This is a genomic window from Pseudomonas mendocina, assembly GCA_037482215.1.
Lineage (GTDB): Bacteria > Pseudomonadota > Gammaproteobacteria > Pseudomonadales > Pseudomonadaceae > Aquipseudomonas > Aquipseudomonas mendocina_E.
On the sequence record CP148074.1, the window covers coordinates 1,926,637 to 1,942,959 of the forward strand.

The 16,323-nt window shown below is 56.1% G+C and carries 13 protein-coding genes; 12 read left to right on the top strand and 1 reads right to left on the bottom strand.

Annotated elements, in window-relative coordinates; genetic code table 11:
- Positions 1–2 precede the first annotated feature (2 nt).
- The 7 genes from kdpC to WG219_08750 all read left to right on the top strand — a co-directional run bounded on the left by kdpC (position 3) and on the right by WG219_08750 (position 9,796).
- Positions 3–569, top strand: coding sequence for a potassium-transporting ATPase subunit KdpC (gene kdpC / locus WG219_08720; GenBank protein ID WXL27521.1), 567 nt, complete (start codon positions 3–5; stop codon positions 567–569).
- A gap of 5 nt (positions 570–574) precedes the next feature.
- Positions 575–3,235 (top strand): sensor histidine kinase KdpD, encoded by a 2,661-nt coding sequence (locus WG219_08725; protein WXL27522.1) that lies wholly within the window; start codon positions 575–577, stop codon positions 3,233–3,235.
- Between the two features lie 2 nt (positions 3,236–3,237).
- The gene (locus tag WG219_08730; GenBank protein WXL27523.1) at positions 3,238–3,927 is read left to right on the top strand and encodes a response regulator; all 690 of its coding nucleotides are present in this window, start codon (positions 3,238–3,240) and stop codon (positions 3,925–3,927) included.
- Positions 3,928–4,124: 197 nt separating this feature from the next.
- Positions 4,125–6,491 (top strand): type VI secretion system tip protein TssI/VgrG, encoded by a 2,367-nt coding sequence (gene tssI / locus WG219_08735; GenBank protein WXL27524.1) that lies wholly within the window; start codon positions 4,125–4,127, stop codon positions 6,489–6,491.
- 13 nt (positions 6,492–6,504) lie between these two features.
- A complete protein-coding gene (locus WG219_08740; protein ID WXL27525.1) occupies positions 6,505–8,682 on the top strand; it encodes a phospholipase D-like domain-containing protein in 2,178 nt (725 codons plus the stop codon).
- Positions 8,663–9,535, top strand: a complete 873-nt coding sequence (locus WG219_08745; protein ID WXL27526.1) for a tetratricopeptide repeat protein — start codon at positions 8,663–8,665, stop codon at positions 9,533–9,535. Before WG219_08740 ends, WG219_08745 begins: the two co-directional genes overlap by 20 nt.
- 24 nt (positions 9,536–9,559) lie before the next feature.
- Positions 9,560–9,796 carry a hypothetical protein gene (locus WG219_08750; GenBank protein WXL27527.1) on the top strand — a complete coding sequence of 79 codons (237 nt, stop codon included), beginning with the start codon at positions 9,560–9,562 and terminating at the stop codon, positions 9,794–9,796.
- 62 nt (positions 9,797–9,858) lie between these two features.
- Here WG219_08750 and WG219_08755 read toward each other — a convergent pair whose 3' ends face one another.
- Positions 9,859–10,902, bottom strand: coding sequence for a patatin-like phospholipase family protein (locus tag WG219_08755; protein ID WXL27528.1), 1,044 nt, complete (start codon positions 10,900–10,902; stop codon positions 9,859–9,861).
- Positions 10,903–11,006: 104 nt separating this feature from the next.
- Here WG219_08755 and selD point away from each other — a divergent pair, with 104 nt between their 5' ends.
- From selD to WG219_08780, 5 genes are all read left to right on the top strand, one after another.
- Positions 11,007–12,041 carry a selenide, water dikinase SelD gene (selD, locus tag WG219_08760; protein ID WXL27529.1) on the top strand — a complete coding sequence of 345 codons (1,035 nt, stop codon included), beginning with the start codon at positions 11,007–11,009 and terminating at the stop codon, positions 12,039–12,041.
- Positions 12,041–13,141: a tRNA 2-selenouridine(34) synthase MnmH gene (mnmH, locus tag WG219_08765; protein WXL27530.1), complete on the top strand. Its 1,101-nt coding sequence runs from the start codon at positions 12,041–12,043 to the stop codon at positions 13,139–13,141. Before selD ends, mnmH begins: the two co-directional genes overlap by 1 nt.
- Positions 13,142–13,214: 73 nt before the next feature.
- Positions 13,215–13,493 carry a hypothetical protein gene (locus WG219_08770; protein ID WXL27531.1) on the top strand — a complete coding sequence of 93 codons (279 nt, stop codon included), beginning with the start codon at positions 13,215–13,217 and terminating at the stop codon, positions 13,491–13,493.
- Positions 13,493–14,101, top strand: coding sequence for a flavin reductase family protein (locus tag WG219_08775; protein ID WXL27532.1), 609 nt, complete (start codon positions 13,493–13,495; stop codon positions 14,099–14,101). The genes WG219_08770 and WG219_08775 overlap by 1 nt, the downstream gene beginning before the upstream one ends.
- 181 nt (positions 14,102–14,282) lie before the next feature.
- Positions 14,283–16,247: a methyl-accepting chemotaxis protein gene (locus WG219_08780; GenBank protein WXL27533.1), complete on the top strand. Its 1,965-nt coding sequence runs from the start codon at positions 14,283–14,285 to the stop codon at positions 16,245–16,247.
- The last annotated feature ends 76 nt before the right edge of the window (positions 16,248–16,323 follow it).

Consider the following 16,323-nt stretch of genomic DNA (forward strand, 5'->3'; position numbering starts at 1 on the left):
TCATGGTTAACGCTATTCGTCCTGCCCTTGGTGTGCTGGCTTTTATGACGGTACTCACGGGCGTGGTCTATCCGCTGTCGGTCACCGCCGTGGCGCAACTTGCCTTTCCAATGCAGGCCAACGGCAGTCTGGTTGAGGATAGCAACGGCGTGTTGCGCGGTAGCCAGTTGCTGGCCCAGCGCTTTGATGCGCCGCTGTGGTTTCATGCACGGCCTTCAGCCGGAGATTTTGCGACGGTGCCCAGCAGTGCAAGCAATCTGGCGCCAAGCAATCCGGCGTTACTGCAGCGAATTACCAAGGAGGTGGTGCTGCTTAAAGGCGACCAGACCCAGCCAGTGCCGATGCAATTGGTGACCACTTCCGGCAGTGGGCTTGATCCACACATCTCACCTGACGCGGCGCGTTATCAGATCAAGCGCATTGCCGCTGCCCGCAATATGCCTGCCGAGGACTTGGAGAAACTGATCGCCGGTTATGTGCAAAGCCCTTTGATCGGCCCGCCGGTGGTCAACGTACTGGTGCTTAACCTGGCGCTCGCGGACAATCCCGCCATCTCGAGGAATGAGTAGAGCCCATGAGGGACGCAGATCGGGCAGATGCCCTGTTGGAAGAACTGCCGAAAGAAGGGCGTGGACGGCTCAAGGTGTTTCTCGGCGCTGCGCCGGGGGTGGGTAAAACCTACGCGATGTTGCAGGCCGCCCAGCGCCAGTTGCGCCAGGGCATAGACCTGCGTGTCGGCGTCGTAGAAACCCACGGCCGTGCGGAAACCGAGGCCATGCTCAATGGCCTGCCGCAACAGCCACTGCTGCGCACGGAATACCGTGGCATGCAGCTGAGTGAAATGGATTTGGACGGCATCCTGGCCAATCCGCCGCGCCTGCTGCTGGTGGATGAACTGGCCCACAGCAATGCCCCTGGCAGCCGCCACAGCAAGCGTTGGCAGGATGTGCAGGAACTGCTGGATGCAGGGATCGACGTCTACACCACGGTCAACGTCCAGCACCTTGAAGCGTTGAATGATCAAGTGCGCGACATCACCGGCGTGCAGGTGCGGGAAACCCTGCCAGATTGGGTGTTGCAGGAAGCCGATGAAATCCTCCTGATCGACCTGCCGCCTCGCGAGCTGCTGGAGCGCCTGCGCGAAGGCAAGGTGTACGTGCCAGATCAGGCCCGCGCGGCGATTGATGCCTTTTTCAGTCAGACCAACCTCACCGCGTTGCGCGAACTGGCCATGCAAACCGCAGCCGCCCGGGTGGATGCCGATCTGCACCGGCGTTATCGCCAGCAAGGTGTGACGGCTCCAGCGGTGCGTGGCTGTCTGGTGCTGGGCATTGATGGCGACAGCCATGCCGAGCGACTGATACGACACGCTTGCCGGGTTGCAGAGAGGCGCCATCTGCCCTGGTCGGTGGTGCATGTGGACACCGGCCGGGAGCGCTCCGAGGAGCGCCTCGGCTATCTGCAAGCCGCGCAGCAACTGGCTGAGCGGTTGGGTGCAGAGGTGGTGCGGCTGCGCGGCACCAGTCTGGCCAGAACCCTGATTGAGTACGCCCGTGAGCGTCACGCCAGCCTGATTCTGATTGGCCGCAATCAGCGTCGTTTTGGCGGTAACTGGCTGCCCCGGCGCGGCCTGGCCGAGCACCTGTTGCAGCAGGGGCTGGGCATGGAAATCAGCGTGCTGGATGTCCCCCATGACAGTGACGTGCCTGCTAAGCGCAGTCCTCGAATTGTGGCATGGCGAAATTATTGGCTCGCGGCGTTGGCCACGGCTGCGGCCTCTGGTGCGGCGTTAGGGCTGGCCAGCGTGCTGGAGTTGCCGAATATCTCGCTGATCTTTCTGGCAGCAGTCTTGCTGGTGGCGGTGCGTAGCAGCCTGGGGCCTGCGTTGGTCTGCGCCGGGCTGTCGTTTCTGGCATACAACTTCCTGTTTATCTCACCGACCCTGACCTTGACCATCGCTCGTCAGGAGGACGTGCTGACCTTGTTGTTCTTCCTGCTGATGGCGGTGCTGACTGGCAATTTGGCCTCGCGTCAGCGTCGGCAGTTGCATGCACTGCGCGAGACTCAGGCGGAAACCACAGCGCTGTTACAGCTGTCGCGCAAGCTCACGGCTGCCACCGACCGGCAAGCCGTGCTGGCTGCGGCCATGCAGCAACTGGAACTGTGGAGTGATGTCGATGTGCGGGTGCAATCGCTGACCGCAGAGGGCGTGTGGGTAGTCGAGGCGGGTATCGACCGGACGCTCACTGAGCAGGAGCGCGCCGCCGCTGATTGGTCATGGCAGCGCGAGCAGTCAGCCGGGCAGGGCACCGATACCTTGCCGGGGGGCAGTTGGTGGTGGTTACCGCTGCTGGGCGAATCCGGGCCGCTGGCGCTGCTGGGGGTGAGCCCAAAGCAGGGCGCGTTGCTCAGCGCTGAACGGCGCCGTCTACTCAGTGCATTGGGGCAACCGCTGGCGCAGGCGCTGGAGCGGGCGCAACTGGCGGCTGATCTTGAAGCTGCGCGCCTGCACGGGCAAACCGAAGAGCTGCGCAGCGCATTGCTGGCATCGGTATCTCATGATTTGCGCACGCCGCTGACCGCCATGCGCGGCTCCATCGACAGCCTGCTGGCGCTGGGTGAGCAGATACCGCCGGATGATCGCCGTGAACTGCTAGAAGGCACGCGGGACGAAGCCGAACGGCTGGATCGCTACATCCAAAACCTGTTGGACATGACTCGCCTTGGTCACGGCGGCCTGAAGCTGGCGAGGGACTGGGTGGCACCTGCGGATATAGTCTGCAGTGCGTTGCAGCGCTTGCGCCCGGTATTGGCTCCCCTGCAGCTGGAAACGCACATACCGCCGGAATTACCACTGTTGTACGTACACGCAGCCCTAATCGAACAGGCGCTGGTCAATGTGCTGGAGAACGCGGCGCGCTTTTCTCCTTCGCAAGGCCGGTTGCGGATGGCCATAGAGGCCGATGCGGAAGAACTGCGTTTTATTGTCAGTGACCAAGGGCCAGGGATTCCCGAGCACGAACGTGGCAAAATATTCGATATGTTTTACACCGCCAGCCGTGGCGACCGGGGCGGGCAGGGTACCGGCCTGGGGCTGGCAATCTGTCAGGGCATGGTCGGTGCCCATGGTGGCCGCGTCAGTGTCGGTGATGGCTTGGACGGCCGCGGCGCCAGCCTGATCCTGCATCTGCCCATGCAGCGCCAGCCATCAGCAGATGAGGAGGCAGACAGCTAACCATGAGCGCCAACGCTGCGACCATTCTGGTCATCGACGACGAAGCACAGATTCGCAAGTTCCTGCGCATCAGTCTGACCGCCCAGGGCTACAAGGTACTGGAAGGCGCCAATGGCCGCGAAGGGCTGGAGCAGGCTGCGCTGGGCGGGCCTGATCTGGTTGTGCTGGACCTTGGCTTACCGGATATGGACGGGCAGGACGTGCTGCGCGAGCTACGCAGTTGGTCGAGTGTGCCGGTGCTGGTGCTGTCTGTTCGTGCCAGCGAAGGGGAGAAGGTACTGGCGCTGGATGGCGGTGCCAATGATTACGTCACCAAACCCTTTGGCATTCAGGAGTTTCTGGCGCGGGTACGGGTATTGCTGCGCCTGTCCATTAGCCCTCAGCAGACGCTTTCGCAGATCAGCAGCGGCCCGTTGCAGGTGGATTTTGCTTATCGCAGGGTTACGTTGGACGGTGATGATGTCAGCCTGACCCGCAAGGAGTACGCAGTGCTGGCGCTGCTGGCCCAGCACGTGGGGCGTGTCGTTACCCAGCAGCAATTGCTCAAGGATATCTGGGGACCTAGCCATGTTGAAGACAGCCACTACCTGCGGGTTGTGGTCGGCCATCTGCGGCAAAAACTTGGGGATGATCCCACCGCACCACGTTTTATTCTCACCGAGGCCGGTGTGGGCTATCGCTTGCGTGAGTGATAGCGTCATCCGCAAACTGTTTGATATTGCTGCGATATTGAAGTGATATTGCAAGAATATCACTTCAACTCATTTAAGTGCTCCAGTGCAAGAAAGTGCATGCAGAGTGTAGGGTTTTTACTGCTTGTTGTTGTATGGTCAAGAGTTTGAGGCGGAATGTGCCTCATCATGGATGATCGAACGACAGGGAACCCGTCATGTTCAACCCCGCCAACGAAGCCCATTTCAGCCTGCATATCCCCGGCCTCAAGCACGATCTGCAAGTGCTCGCCTTTGAAGGCCGAGAAGCCATCAGCCAGCCTTATCGCATTGAAGTTGAGGCGGTCAGCGAAAACCCCAACATCGACCTGGCCGAGCTGCTGCACCAGCCGGTGTTTCTCGGTTTTACTCCCGAAGGGTTGGGCATTCACGGTCTGATCTATCAGGCTTCTATGGGCGAGTCCGGCAGGCGCCTGCACCGCTATGGTTTGAGCATCGTGCCGCAGCTTTCCTACCTTGGCCTGCGCACCAATCAGCGAATCTTCCAGCACCTGACTGTGCCGCAAATCGTTGCCCAAGTACTGGAAGAACACGGCATTCTGGCGGGTGCTTACCAGTTCGCCTTGGGCCCAACCGTTTATCCCGAACGCGAATACTGCGTGCAGTACGACGAAACCGACCTGCACTTTATTCAGCGCCTGTGTGAAGAAGAAGGTATTCACTACCACTTCCAGCACAGCAAAGACGGTCACGTACTGATCTTCGGCGACGACCAGAGCGCCTTCAGCTCATTTGGCCGGTCCACGGCCTACCAGCAAGACAGCGGCTTGGTGGCGGATGAAGGCGTGGTCAAAAACTTCAGCGTACGAGTGGAAACCCGCACCAGCCGGGTCAGCCGCCGGGACTACGACTTTGAAAAGCCCAGCGTGCTGATGCATGCCGACTACAAAGGCGATCAACCCAATAGCGACCAGCAGCAACCCGATCTGGAAGATTACGACTACCCCGGCCGTTTCACCGAACGGGATCGCGGTAAGCACCTGAGCAAACGCAACCTTGAGCGCCACCGCAGCGACTACCGCCTTGCTGAAGGGCGCAGCGATCAGCCGATGCTGCTCAGCGGGCACTTCCTCGAACTCAGCGAACACCCGCGCGCCGACTACAACGACCTGTGGCTACTGCACCACGTCCTGCACGAAGGCAAACAGCCGCAAGTGCTAGAAGAGTCCGTTACCAGCCATACCGATGTGAAAGATGGATTCCAGCAGGGATACCGCAACCGCTTTACCGCCACACCGTGGGACGTGCCGTTCCGCCCAGCATTAAGGCACCCGAAACCGCGCATGCTCGGCAGCCAGACTGCTGTCGTAACCGGCCCTAAAGGCGAAGAAATTCACTGCGATAAATACGGCCGCATCAAAGTGCAATTTCACTGGGACCGCGAAGGCCAGGCCGACGATAAAACCAGCTGCTGGCTGCGCGTCGCCTCCAACTGGGCAGGCGACCGTTACGGCGGTGTGGCGATACCGCGTATCGGCATGGAAGTGCTGGTGACCTTCCTTGAAAGCGACCCGGACCAGCCGCTGGTGACCGGCTGCCTGTTCCACGCCAAACACATGCCGCCCTACGAGCTGCCTGCAAACAAAACCCGCAGCACCTTCAAAACCCTCAGCACACCGGGCGGTGGCGGTTACAACGAATTTCGTATTGAAGACAAAAAGGGCGCAGAACAGATCTACCTGCACGCCCAACGCGACTGGGACGAAAACGTCGAGAACGACCAGAAAATCCGCGTCGGTAATGAACGCCACGACTTAGTCGAAGCCAACAGCTTCACCGAGCTAAAAGCCGAAGAACACCTCACCGTTCGCGCCGACCGCAAAGTCGAAGTCAAACCCGACGACCACCTCACCGTCGGCATCAGCCAACACATCAAACTCGGCACCGCCCAACTGACCAAAGCCGGCCGCGAAATCCACCTCAAGGCCGGGCAAAAAATGGTCATCGAAGCCGGTACCGAACTGACCATCGCCGCAGGCGGCAGCTTTATCAAACTCGACCCAGGTGGCATCACCATGAGTGGCCCGATTGTGAAAGTGAATGCGGGAGGTTCGCCGGGGAAAGGCTCGGGGAATGCGTCGGTGTTGCCGGTTATTCCGTTGCCTGTTGATGCCAGCAGGGCAGGCAATTTGCTGGACACTGCGATTGGAAACGCTGTCGAGCCACCTTCAAATCAGCTGTCTATACGGCTGGCACCGTTACCAACATTACCCGGCTACGCAGATGAGCCTTATCAACTTTTTGCAGATGGTACGCTATTAGAAAAAGGCTTTTCCGATGCGCAGGGCTATGTGCGTTTTGAGCACCGGCAGGGCACCCAGGAATATGTAATCGAAACGGTTAATGGGCACCGTTTTAGCTTTTCCGTAAGAGCCAATGATGACACCAGCAGCGATGTACTGAACGAGCGTTTAGGGCGGCAGGGATATCGCGATTACCCGTTAGCTGCAGCTTCGCTAGAACCACTTCAGGATGAAGCTGACTTCCGCCTTCTTATGGCAGGGCGGGATAAAAAGACTGTGTAAAAGGACTTACAGCATGACCTACCTAGATCAGAATCTCAGTCTGTCACTTGAAGAGCGAAGCGCCACGGCAACGATGGACTGGTTCGCCCATCTCAATCGGCCTCTGAGCCCACCGCGTCCTGCGGGTAACACCGTGACGCCACTTGTTTGTGGTGAGGAAGCATTCGCAAAAGTTTATGAGTGCATAGAAAAGGCCCGGCACAGTGTTGATCTCATAAGTTGGGGCTTTGACCCGGCGATGCGACTGAAACGCGATAATCCGGATGCGCTTCCGTTGGGGGACTTGCTCAAGCGTAAGGCGGAGCAGGGCGTACAGGTCCGTGTGCTCATCTGGAATAACCGACTTGCCCAGCTTGGTGAAAACTCGGTTATTGGTGAGGGTATGAGTGGAGCCGGTGGTACTTGGCTGGGGTCGGGGCAAACCGAAGGAAAACCTGCGGATACAGAGGCTCTGGAAGCCAAGCGAAAGAAAAACCTGGATGAACAGGAGAGAATTCGGCAGCGAATTGCTCAACTAGGTCCAGAGGACGAGAAAGAACGGCGAACTAGTCGTGACCGTTTGAACAGCTTGCAAAGTGAGCTTGAGGGACTAAACGGAGGCTATGCCAAAGGGCGGGACTCAGGAGGAACGGTTCACGATCCTGATGCACAAATTTACACCCGCAACTGGTTTCGCTGGGTCAGAAGCAGCAACGTCAAGAACATCGAGTTCAGAACACGAGACTTCGACTTAATTGGCAAGCTGACTTACCACGATGACGTAGGCTTCAGGCTTCATCGTGGCCGCCTGATGATCTTGAGCAGATTGCTGCGCGAAGATTTGTCAGGTGATATTGAAGTAACAGGGCTGCAGATGTTGTTACTCAGTATCTTTCCAAGCCATCACCAAAAGACCCTTCTCACTGATTACGAGTATCCAGAACTCGCCGAAGGTTTTGTGATGGGCCATAACCTGCATCGTAATTACTGGGATACAACAGCCCATCTTTATGATGACAAAGCGGCTAATCGGGATATTGGTTTTGGCCCATGGCAAGACCTTTCTCTGCACGTGAAAGGGCCGGTCCTGTTCGATTTAAACCACAACTTCTGCAACGCCTGGGATAGTGGCACCAGCTGGATCAGGCGCTTATTTCAAGGTTCATTGGCTGGTCAAAGACGGACAACTACGCCTCTGAGCTACATCCAGAATGGTGGCGAAGCTGCACAGATATGCCGTACGCATCCACAGGAAGGGCCGGAAACCAGCATTTTGGAGGTCTATGAGAAAGCGTTGGGCAATGTTCACCAATATGCCTATATAGAAAACCAATACTTTCGCTACAAACCACTCGCTGAACGCCTTAAAGAGATTGCTGCAAAACGTAAAGCAGCCGGGGCGATGCATGACTTGTACCTTTTTGTTGTGACCAATAATCCTGAGAGCAAGCATTTTTCCAGCAGCACGTACGACACACTGGACAGCTTGGGCCAAGGCGAACTGATGCCTTTAGCCCACAGGGATTACCTGTACGACCAGCGCCAACTGGTCTACAGGGAACGTGAGTTAAACGAGCAGCCTCCATCAAAAGCGCGTGATAACGAGCTTGCTGGAATACGCAGGCAGATGCATGAGCAAGGTATCAATGAGGAGCGCGCTGAGGAGCTAATTGCTCTGGACCCTAATGCTCATTACAACAAAGCCGCTGCTCGTGAGCTCGAACCCGAGATGCTCCCGCCGGAGGGCTTAAAAGTAATCGTCACAACATTAGTAAGCTGCGATGCCTCTGGTAGCGCTACTCAAACAGTTAAAACTCAGAGCGAGCGTAAAGTCGAACAGCGAATTAGCCAGACCCTAGGTCCGGAGCAAGGTACAGCCAAGTACAAACCTATTTATGTCCACAGCAAACTACTGTTGGTAGATGATCTGTTTTTCACCTTGGGGTCAGCGAATATTAACGCTCGGAGCTTGTTTAGTGATACGGAACTTAATATTGCAATGCCTAGTCCGGGAACTACAAGGTTGTGGCGTGAGCGGTTGTGGAGCATGCATGCCGGAAAAGAAATAGAATCACATGTTAGTGATGACTTTGTTAGGTGGGAAAACGTAATAAATGATAATTGGGAGAATCAGAAAAAAAGTCTTCCGTTGCGCAGTAATTTAGTCAGATTTTGGGATTTGGTGACGCCTTATGCAACAGCAGTTGATTAAATTAACACTTGCAATTACTTTGCTGTTTACAGGAGCGCAGGTCATGGCTTACGAATTTAAATGTACACATGAAAAGGATACAGCGCCACACTTGGATCAAGTGGCAGATGGCTGGTTTCAACAAGCTCGAAAGGCCAGCAAAGAGCGCTTGCCTAATTGGCAGCAAGTTGCTCAGCTTTATCAACAGGCTGTTGATAAACAGCATTGGAAAGCTATGCATAATCTTGCAGAGCTTTATTTGCGCGGTAAAGGCGTACCTAAGGATACTAACAAAGCTATCGATCTTTATCAGCAGATGATCGATTTAGATGTGCCGCTGGGTTATTACGATATGGGTGTTATGGTGCAGCGAGGTGTCGGTGTAGTCCAGTCTGATAAAGATGCCATGCTGTTTTTACTTAAGGCTGCTGATTTGGGGAATCCCAATGCTCAGACTAGAATTGGATATATATATATATATGATAAGCATCAGGATGCTATAGGCATAGAGTACCTGAAATGTGCAGCTAGGCAGGATTTTGCAGATGCAAATTTTAAGTTGGCTAGTTACAGTAAGAATGTTGATGCTAATTATCCGGTCGCTATGTATTATTATCAGCGAGCAGCGGCTCTTGGTGAGCCAAAAGGAGCATTAAATATTAGAGATGCGTTCCGTGATGGTGATTTTCAGTACGGTAAGAATGAAAAAATAGCTGAGGCTTATAATAAAGTATTCAGGAGCTTACAAGATAACCCAGATTTACGATTTCCAAACCTTGCTAAAGAATACCCTTTGCCGCCGCACCCCACTCAGGGCTACCACGCCGATAAAGACATTAACTGGAAACCAACTGGGCGTGATGATGATTATTAAGCCCGCTTTTAAATGGAATTAAACATGAAAAAGATCATTGGTATATCCGCTTTAATACTGCTGGCTCTTTCTATCTTTTCGGCAGTGCTATGGCTGGGAGGTATCGCTGGCGCTGTAACGGGAGGAGGGCGGAATACCAATGAGATTGACTATCTCATGACGCTTGCAAAAGTCTTGTTTGTGCTTGCGGCACTTAGCGGTGTGGTTGCTTTGGCATGGCCTGGCCAAGAGTCTGGCTCGGCTAACGAGAGCAGTAGGTAAACTCAAACACTGGCTTCGCCAGCCTGCTATGCAGGCTGGCCATTGCAATGATGAGTCTGCCTCTACCGCTCCCCCCGCTCATATTTATCCAGCGTATCACTGGCAATCTGGCGACCCAGTTGGATCAGCTCGGGGGCGCGGTAGAACTCGAAGAAGCGGCAGATGCGCTTGGGCACGTTGATCAGGACGTCCGGCGGGTAGCCTGCGATTTTGTATTGCGCCAGTGAGGTTTGCATCACCTCGAAACTCTGGTTCACCAGTTCAAGGAGGGAGGCCGGGCCGTGCAGTTCGGCCAGGCGGGTGCCGCTGGCATTGGTACGGTTGGATTTGCTGTTGGCATCCTCTTCTGCACGGCGTTGCCAAGGGTTGATGGCCTCGGCCGGTACGCTGTCCTGATTGGCTTCGATCAGCAGTTGTTCGTCGTGCTCCTCGTGGTTTTCTGTGTCGCTGGATTTGCGCCGTAACGAGGGCAGGCGTGAGCCGATTGAACTCATCAGGTTATCGAAGCGACCCTTAAGTGCTGGGGGTCGGGTGATGATGGGCAGCTCATATTGGCTCTGGTTGGTGGCGTTGAGGTTAACCGCGACGATCAGGTCGCAGCGGCTGGAGACCACAGGGACGATGGGAAGCGGGTTGAGCAGGCCGCCATCCACCAGAATGCGATTGCCCTGTACCACCGGCGTAAACAGGCTGGGGATCGCGGCGGAGGCACGCATGGCCTGATGCAGATCACCTTCCTGAAACCAGATTTCCTGCTGATTGGTCAGGTCCGTTGCAACGGCCGTAAAGGGGATGGGCAACTGCTCGATATTGATCTCACCAAGCATTTCGTGGATTTTGCCGAAGACCTTTTCCCCGCGAATGGCCCCCAAGCGGAAACTCACGTCCAGCAAACGCAGGACGTCGAGGTAGTCCAGGCTCTCTGTCCATTGCCGGTATTCGTCGAGTTTTCCAGCTGCATAAATACCGCCGACGACTGCGCCCATGGAACAGCCAGCAATACAGCAAATTTCATAATCGCGCTCAAGCAGCTCTTCGATTACGCCGATATGGGCGTAGCCCCGTGCTCCTCCTGAACCCAGAACCAGTGCGACGCGTTTACTCATCCTTAAATCCCCCTGACCGAAGGGCAGAACATACGCCCACCACGCAGTCCAGCCAAGGCGCTATTTGTTAAACTAGATGGCTTACCGCGGTAGAGACCCTTTTCATGAGCGAGCCAATCCGATTGACCCAATACAGCCACGGCGCTGGTTGTGGGTGCAAAATTTCCCCTAAGGTGCTGGAAGTGATTCTGGCTGGCAGCGGCGCGCAGAACCTGGACCCTAAACTCTGGGTCGGTAACGCCTCCCGCGATGATGCAGCGGTCTACGCCATCGACGACGAGCGCGGTGTTGTGTCTACCACTGACTTCTTTATGCCGATTGTCGATGATCCGTACGACTTCGGCCGTATCGCCGCAACCAATGCCATCAGCGATATTTATGCGATGGGCGGTGATCCGCTAATGGCCATTGCTATCCTCGGCTGGCCGGTCAATCTGTTGCCGCCGGAAGTGGCCCGTGAGGTGATTCGCGGTGGTCGTGCTGTATGCGACGCGGCCGGTATTCCGCTGGCAGGCGGCCATTCCATCGACGCACCTGAGCCGATTTTTGGTCTGGCCGTGACCGGACTGGTCGACAAGCAGCATATGAAACGTAACGACAGTGCCACGGCCGGTTGCCGCCTGTACCTGAGCAAGCCGCTGGGGATCGGCATCCTCACCACTGCCGAGAAGAAGTCCAAGCTGCGTGCCGAAGACGTTGGTCTGGCCCGTGACTGGATGTGTACCCTGAACAAGCCCGGTAGCCGTTTCGGTAAGCTGGCCGGGGTTAAAGCAATGACTGACGTCACCGGCTTCGGTCTACTTGGTCACCTCTTGGAAATGGCCGATGGCAGTGGCCTGACCGCTCAACTTGAGTTCGCCAAAGTGCCGCGTCTGCCGGGTGTTGAGTACTATTTGGAGCAGGGCTGCGTCCCTGGTGGCACCTTGCGCAACTTTGATAGCTACGGCGATAAGGTTGCACCGTTGACTGAGCAGCAGAAGTCGCTGCTGTGTGATCCACAAACCAGCGGCGGTCTGTTGGTTGCCGTTACCCCTGAAGGTGAGGCTGAGTTCCTGTCGGTTGCCGCTGAGCTGGGTTTGAGCCTTGAGCCGATTGGCCTGATGCTGGAGCGACAGCGTTATGCGGTTGAGGTGGTGTAATGCGCGAAAACGCCACGGATTACCGCAGCCTGTTTATCAATGATGTGCCGATGATGGATGCTCGCGCGCCGATTGAATTCAACAAGGGCGCGTTCCCCGGTGTGGTCAATCTGCCACTGATGAATGATGTCGAGCGGCAGAAGGTTGGCACTTGCTACAAACAGCAAGGACAGCAGGCGGCTATTGAGTTGGGCCATCAGTTGGTGAGTGGTGCGGTTAAGGCTGAGCGTGTCGAGGCTTGGGCCGCTTTTGCCAGGGCTAATCCTGATGGTTATTTGTATTGCTTCCGTGGCGGACTGCGCTCGCAGATCGTGCAGCAATGGCTGAAAACCGAAGCAGGTATCGAATATCCGCGCGTCATCGGCGGTTACAAAGAGATGCGGACGTTCCTGCTGAGCACTCTCGAAGAGGCGGTGGAGCAGTGCGATTTGGTCCTCATTGGAGGCATGACCGGCACCGGTAAGACGGAGGTTATCGCCCAGTTAGACAACAGCCTCGATTTGGAAGGCCATGCCAATCACAGGGGCTCCAGCTTTGGTAAACGTGCCACGGCACAGCCACCGCAGATCGGTTTCGAAAATGCCCTGGCAGTGGACATCCTGAAAAAGCGCGCCGCCGGTATCGACCAATTCGTCCTGGAGGATGAGGGGCGCATTGTGGGCTCCTGCTCGTTGCCGCACGTGCTTTACCAGCGCATGCAGACACTGCCGCTGGTCTGGCTTGAGGACAGCCCTAGCAGTCGGGTAGAGCGCATTCTCAAGGATTATGTGGTGGACCTGAGTGCCGAGTTCATCCAGTTGCACGGCGTTGAAGAGGGCTTCGCTGCTTTTGCCGAGCGACTTCAGCAAAGCCTGACTAATATCGTTAAACGCCTGGGTGGTGAGCGTTACAAGCGGTTGGCCGGCATCATGCAGCAGGCACTGAGGGAACAGGAGCAAGGTCGTGGTGTCGATACTCATCGCGGCTGGATTGAAGCGCTGCTGACTGAGTATTACGACCCGATGTACGTGTTTCAACGCGAGTCCAAAGCCCCACGCATTGAATTTGCGGGTGGGCAGGGCGAGGTTCTGGCGTATTTAAGGACACGTAAGCGTTCGTAAGCAGGGCACTTTTGCAGGAACTTTAGATCCAATTTGCCAGCCTATAACTCTAATTATTTCTGGGAGATTAAAGATGAAAGTATGGATCGCGCTATCGGTGGCGTTGTTGGTGCTGACAGGCTGTGCGGGTAAGACGGCTTACCGCAACAGCTGTGCGACTCAGCTTGATGCCGCCTGGAAAGAGCTGGACCTTGCTAAAGCAGATGGTTTTGCTGGCACCGTTAGCTATTCCAAAGCGTTGTCGCTGCTCACTGCCGCTAAAACCCAACAGCAATTTGAAAGTTATGAGGGTTGCACGGCCAAGTCCGAGCGTGCCCGGTTCTATATACGCGAGTCGCGTGAGGGACGTTGATGCAAATAGATTTCAGCAAACTGGAACCCCTTGAGCGCTATCGCTGGTTGGCTTCAACCGTGACGCCAAGGCCGATTGCTTGGGTGTCCAGTTTGTCCAAGGAGGGCGCCAGTAACCTGGCGCCTTTCAGTTTTTTTCAGGTGATCAACGATGACCCGGCCACGCTGCTGGTCAACATCAATCACCGTGAGGATGGCAGCTACAAAGACACCTTGATCAACGTGCTGGATAACGGCGAGTTGGTGATTCATCTGGTGGATTACGCGCTGTCTGAGCAGATGAATGCCTCATCTGCACAGTTTGCCCACGGTATCAGTGAGTTCGAGCAATGTGGCATTGCCAGTGCGCCCTCTGTACAGGTTAAGCCACCACGTGTCGCAGCAGCCCCGGTGGCCTTTGAGTGCCGTTTGGCGCAAGCGATGCCTTACCCGCCACAGGCCCCGAATTGCCACCTGTTGTTTGCTGAGGTCTTGCGGGTGCATGTTGACGAGCGCGTGTTGAACGAAAAAGGCCGTGCTGATCCGCTCAAACTGGATCTGGTCGGTCGTTTGGGTGGGGCGAGCTACACCCGTACCCGTGATGTGTTCGATATGGTGCGACCTAGCTGAAGCTGCCACCGCGTACACGTTAGGCAAATCAGGCTCTGCTTTCCAAAAACGACCTCTACATAGTCATAAGCACCCCTGGCAAGTCTTCTGGCTTGTCGTGGGTGTGGCACTTTCCCTAAGGTTTCAGGCAGAAGTCAGACGGTGCAACGCTGTCTGCTGTAGTCTCTGAAAGGGTGGCGCTATGTTGAGCGGTTTACACCGGCAATTCGCAAGTCTGAGTACAGCAAAAAAGCTCTCGCTAGGTTTTGGGGTTGTACTGGTTCTTACCATTTTGGTTGCAGTCACTGCCTTTTGGGCCCTGCAGGCGTTAAGTCAGCGTTCTGCGCTGCTTGAACGCATGAGTGGGGTTAATACTCAGGTGCTGCAGTTGCGCCTTACCCAGCAGGCTTTTGCCCTGCGCGGCGATAAAACCCTTGTTGAGCAGCTGCACGAGCAGGCAGTCGGCATGTTGGAGCACAACAACGCGCTTCGTAGCGACATGTCTGAAGCGGAGGGCGTTGAGCTGGATGCGGTGGACCAAGCACTCGACTCATTCCGGAACGGCTTTGATCGTTATGTCGAGTTGCGTGAAAACATGCATATGGCTTTGGATGCGGCTAACTGGCTGGTGGTGAGCGCTGCTAATAGCCTGGATTTGTTGAGTGAAGGTCTGGCCGAAGACGGCTTGGATCGGTTGCGTGAAAGTCAGGGCCTTGAAGGCGACGCGATGGTCGTGCAGGCCGGGCAAATCAGCAAAATCTACCAGTTGATTCTCAAGGCGATGGATCAGGCGCGGGTTCAGTTGGAAAACAGCCGCAGCTCTGGCGATGCTACGCTGGCTAAGATTGCTGAAGCCGACGAAGCACAAAAGCTGGCCGCTGAGTTGAGCCAGTCGATGAGCGACCCCGGTTACGTGGCTGTGTTGGGGGAGGTCATTGGTAACCTCAACTCCTTCACTGAGCGGCTCAATGAGTATTCAGGCTTAGTGCAGCAACAGCAGCAGGAGTACCTCAATCTGGTCCAGCAGGCGGATCGTATGTTGGATCAGGTTGAGCAGGCCTACGCACAACAGCAAGCGCAGCTGTCAAAGCAATTGCAGCGCAGTACCTGGTTGATCGTCGTGGCCGCTGGTTTGGCCTTGCTGTTGGGGCTGCTCTCGACGCTTACCATTACCGTGCTGATAGTGAGGCCTCTGCGTGATGTGACTGCTCAGGCACAGCGCATCGCGTCAGGTGACTTGAGCGTGCGCATAGAGGTTTCTCGCCGGGATGAGATCGGTCAATTGCAAACGGCAATGGCAGACATGGCGCAGAACCTGCGGGATATGGTTGGGCAATTACAGAACGGGGTTGAGCAGATTTCTACATCGGCTCAGTCGCTGTCGCTGGCAACTGAGCAAACCCGCGTGGGTGTGAATGGGCAAAAGCAAGAGACAGAGCAAGTCGCAACCGCCATGACGCAGATGAGCGCGACTGTGTATGAGGTGGCGCGCAACGCTGAAACTGCGGCTGCCTCTACCGCCCAAGCAGACCAGCGGGTGAGTAATGGCGTGAGCGTTGTACAGCAGACGCTGGCGCGTATTGATGAGCTGTCACAGGCTTTAGATGTCAGTGCCAGCAGCATTCAACAACTCAGCCAGGAAACCCAGCGCATTGAGTCGGTGCTGGATGTGATCAAGGCTGTCGCTGATCAAACTAACCTGCTGGCACTGAATGCTGCGATTGAGGCGGCACGTGCCGGCGAGCAGGGCCGAGGGTTTGCTGTGGTGGCCGATGAGGTACGTGCGCTGGCACAGCGTACGCGGCAATCCACCGCTGAGATTGAGGGGCTGATTGGCGCCCTGCGCGAAGGCAGCCAGCATTCAGTGAACAACATGACACGCAGTGGCGGCTTGATCGGGCAAGTTGTGCAGGATGCGCGGGATACCGAGGCACAGCTGACGCAAATAGCCGAAGCCGTCAGCCAGATCTATGAAATGAACCAGCAGATCGCCGCTGCCGCTGAGCAGCAGACAGCTGTCGCAGACGAGATTAGCCACAGTGTCACCAGTATCCGTGGCGTTGCTGAACAGTCGGCATTGGCGATGGATGAGTCGGCCGGTGCCAGTATTCGTTTGGCTCAGCTTGGCAGTTCGCTGCAAGAAATGGCCGGGCGATTCCGGCTCTAACGGACCGGATTGGTGAGCAAACGTTACAGGGCGCTTTGCCCGAGCGAGCACTACCAGTAGCATCGTCCCACCTTCA

What these genes read in the sequence shown, in the direction of transcription:
- WG219_08750 (WXL27527.1), top strand. Translation starts at nt 9,560, where the DNA reads ATGAAAAAGATCATTGGTATATCCGCTTTAATACTGCTGGCTCTTTCT.
- WG219_08775 (WXL27532.1), top strand. Translation starts at nt 13,493, where the DNA reads ATGCAAATAGATTTCAGCAAACTGGAACCCCTTGAGCGCTATCGCTGG.
- mnmH (WXL27530.1), top strand. Translation starts at nt 12,041, where the DNA reads ATGCGCGAAAACGCCACGGATTACCGCAGCCTGTTTATCAATGATGTG.
- kdpC (WXL27521.1), top strand. Translation starts at nt 3, where the DNA reads ATGGTTAACGCTATTCGTCCTGCCCTTGGTGTGCTGGCTTTTATGACG.
- selD (WXL27529.1), top strand. Translation starts at nt 11,007, where the DNA reads ATGAGCGAGCCAATCCGATTGACCCAATACAGCCACGGCGCTGGTTGT.
- WG219_08780 (WXL27533.1), top strand. Translation starts at nt 14,283, where the DNA reads ATGTTGAGCGGTTTACACCGGCAATTCGCAAGTCTGAGTACAGCAAAA.
- WG219_08755 (WXL27528.1), bottom strand. Translation starts at nt 10,902, where the DNA reads ATGAGTAAACGCGTCGCACTGGTTCTGGGTTCAGGAGGAGCACGGGGC.
- WG219_08770 (WXL27531.1), top strand. Translation starts at nt 13,215, where the DNA reads ATGAAAGTATGGATCGCGCTATCGGTGGCGTTGTTGGTGCTGACAGGC.
- WG219_08740 (WXL27525.1), top strand. Translation starts at nt 6,505, where the DNA reads ATGACCTACCTAGATCAGAATCTCAGTCTGTCACTTGAAGAGCGAAGC.
- WG219_08745 (WXL27526.1), top strand. Translation starts at nt 8,663, where the DNA reads ATGCAACAGCAGTTGATTAAATTAACACTTGCAATTACTTTGCTGTTT.
- WG219_08725 (WXL27522.1), top strand. Translation starts at nt 575, where the DNA reads ATGAGGGACGCAGATCGGGCAGATGCCCTGTTGGAAGAACTGCCGAAA.
- WG219_08730 (WXL27523.1), top strand. Translation starts at nt 3,238, where the DNA reads ATGAGCGCCAACGCTGCGACCATTCTGGTCATCGACGACGAAGCACAG.
- tssI (WXL27524.1), top strand. Translation starts at nt 4,125, where the DNA reads ATGTTCAACCCCGCCAACGAAGCCCATTTCAGCCTGCATATCCCCGGC.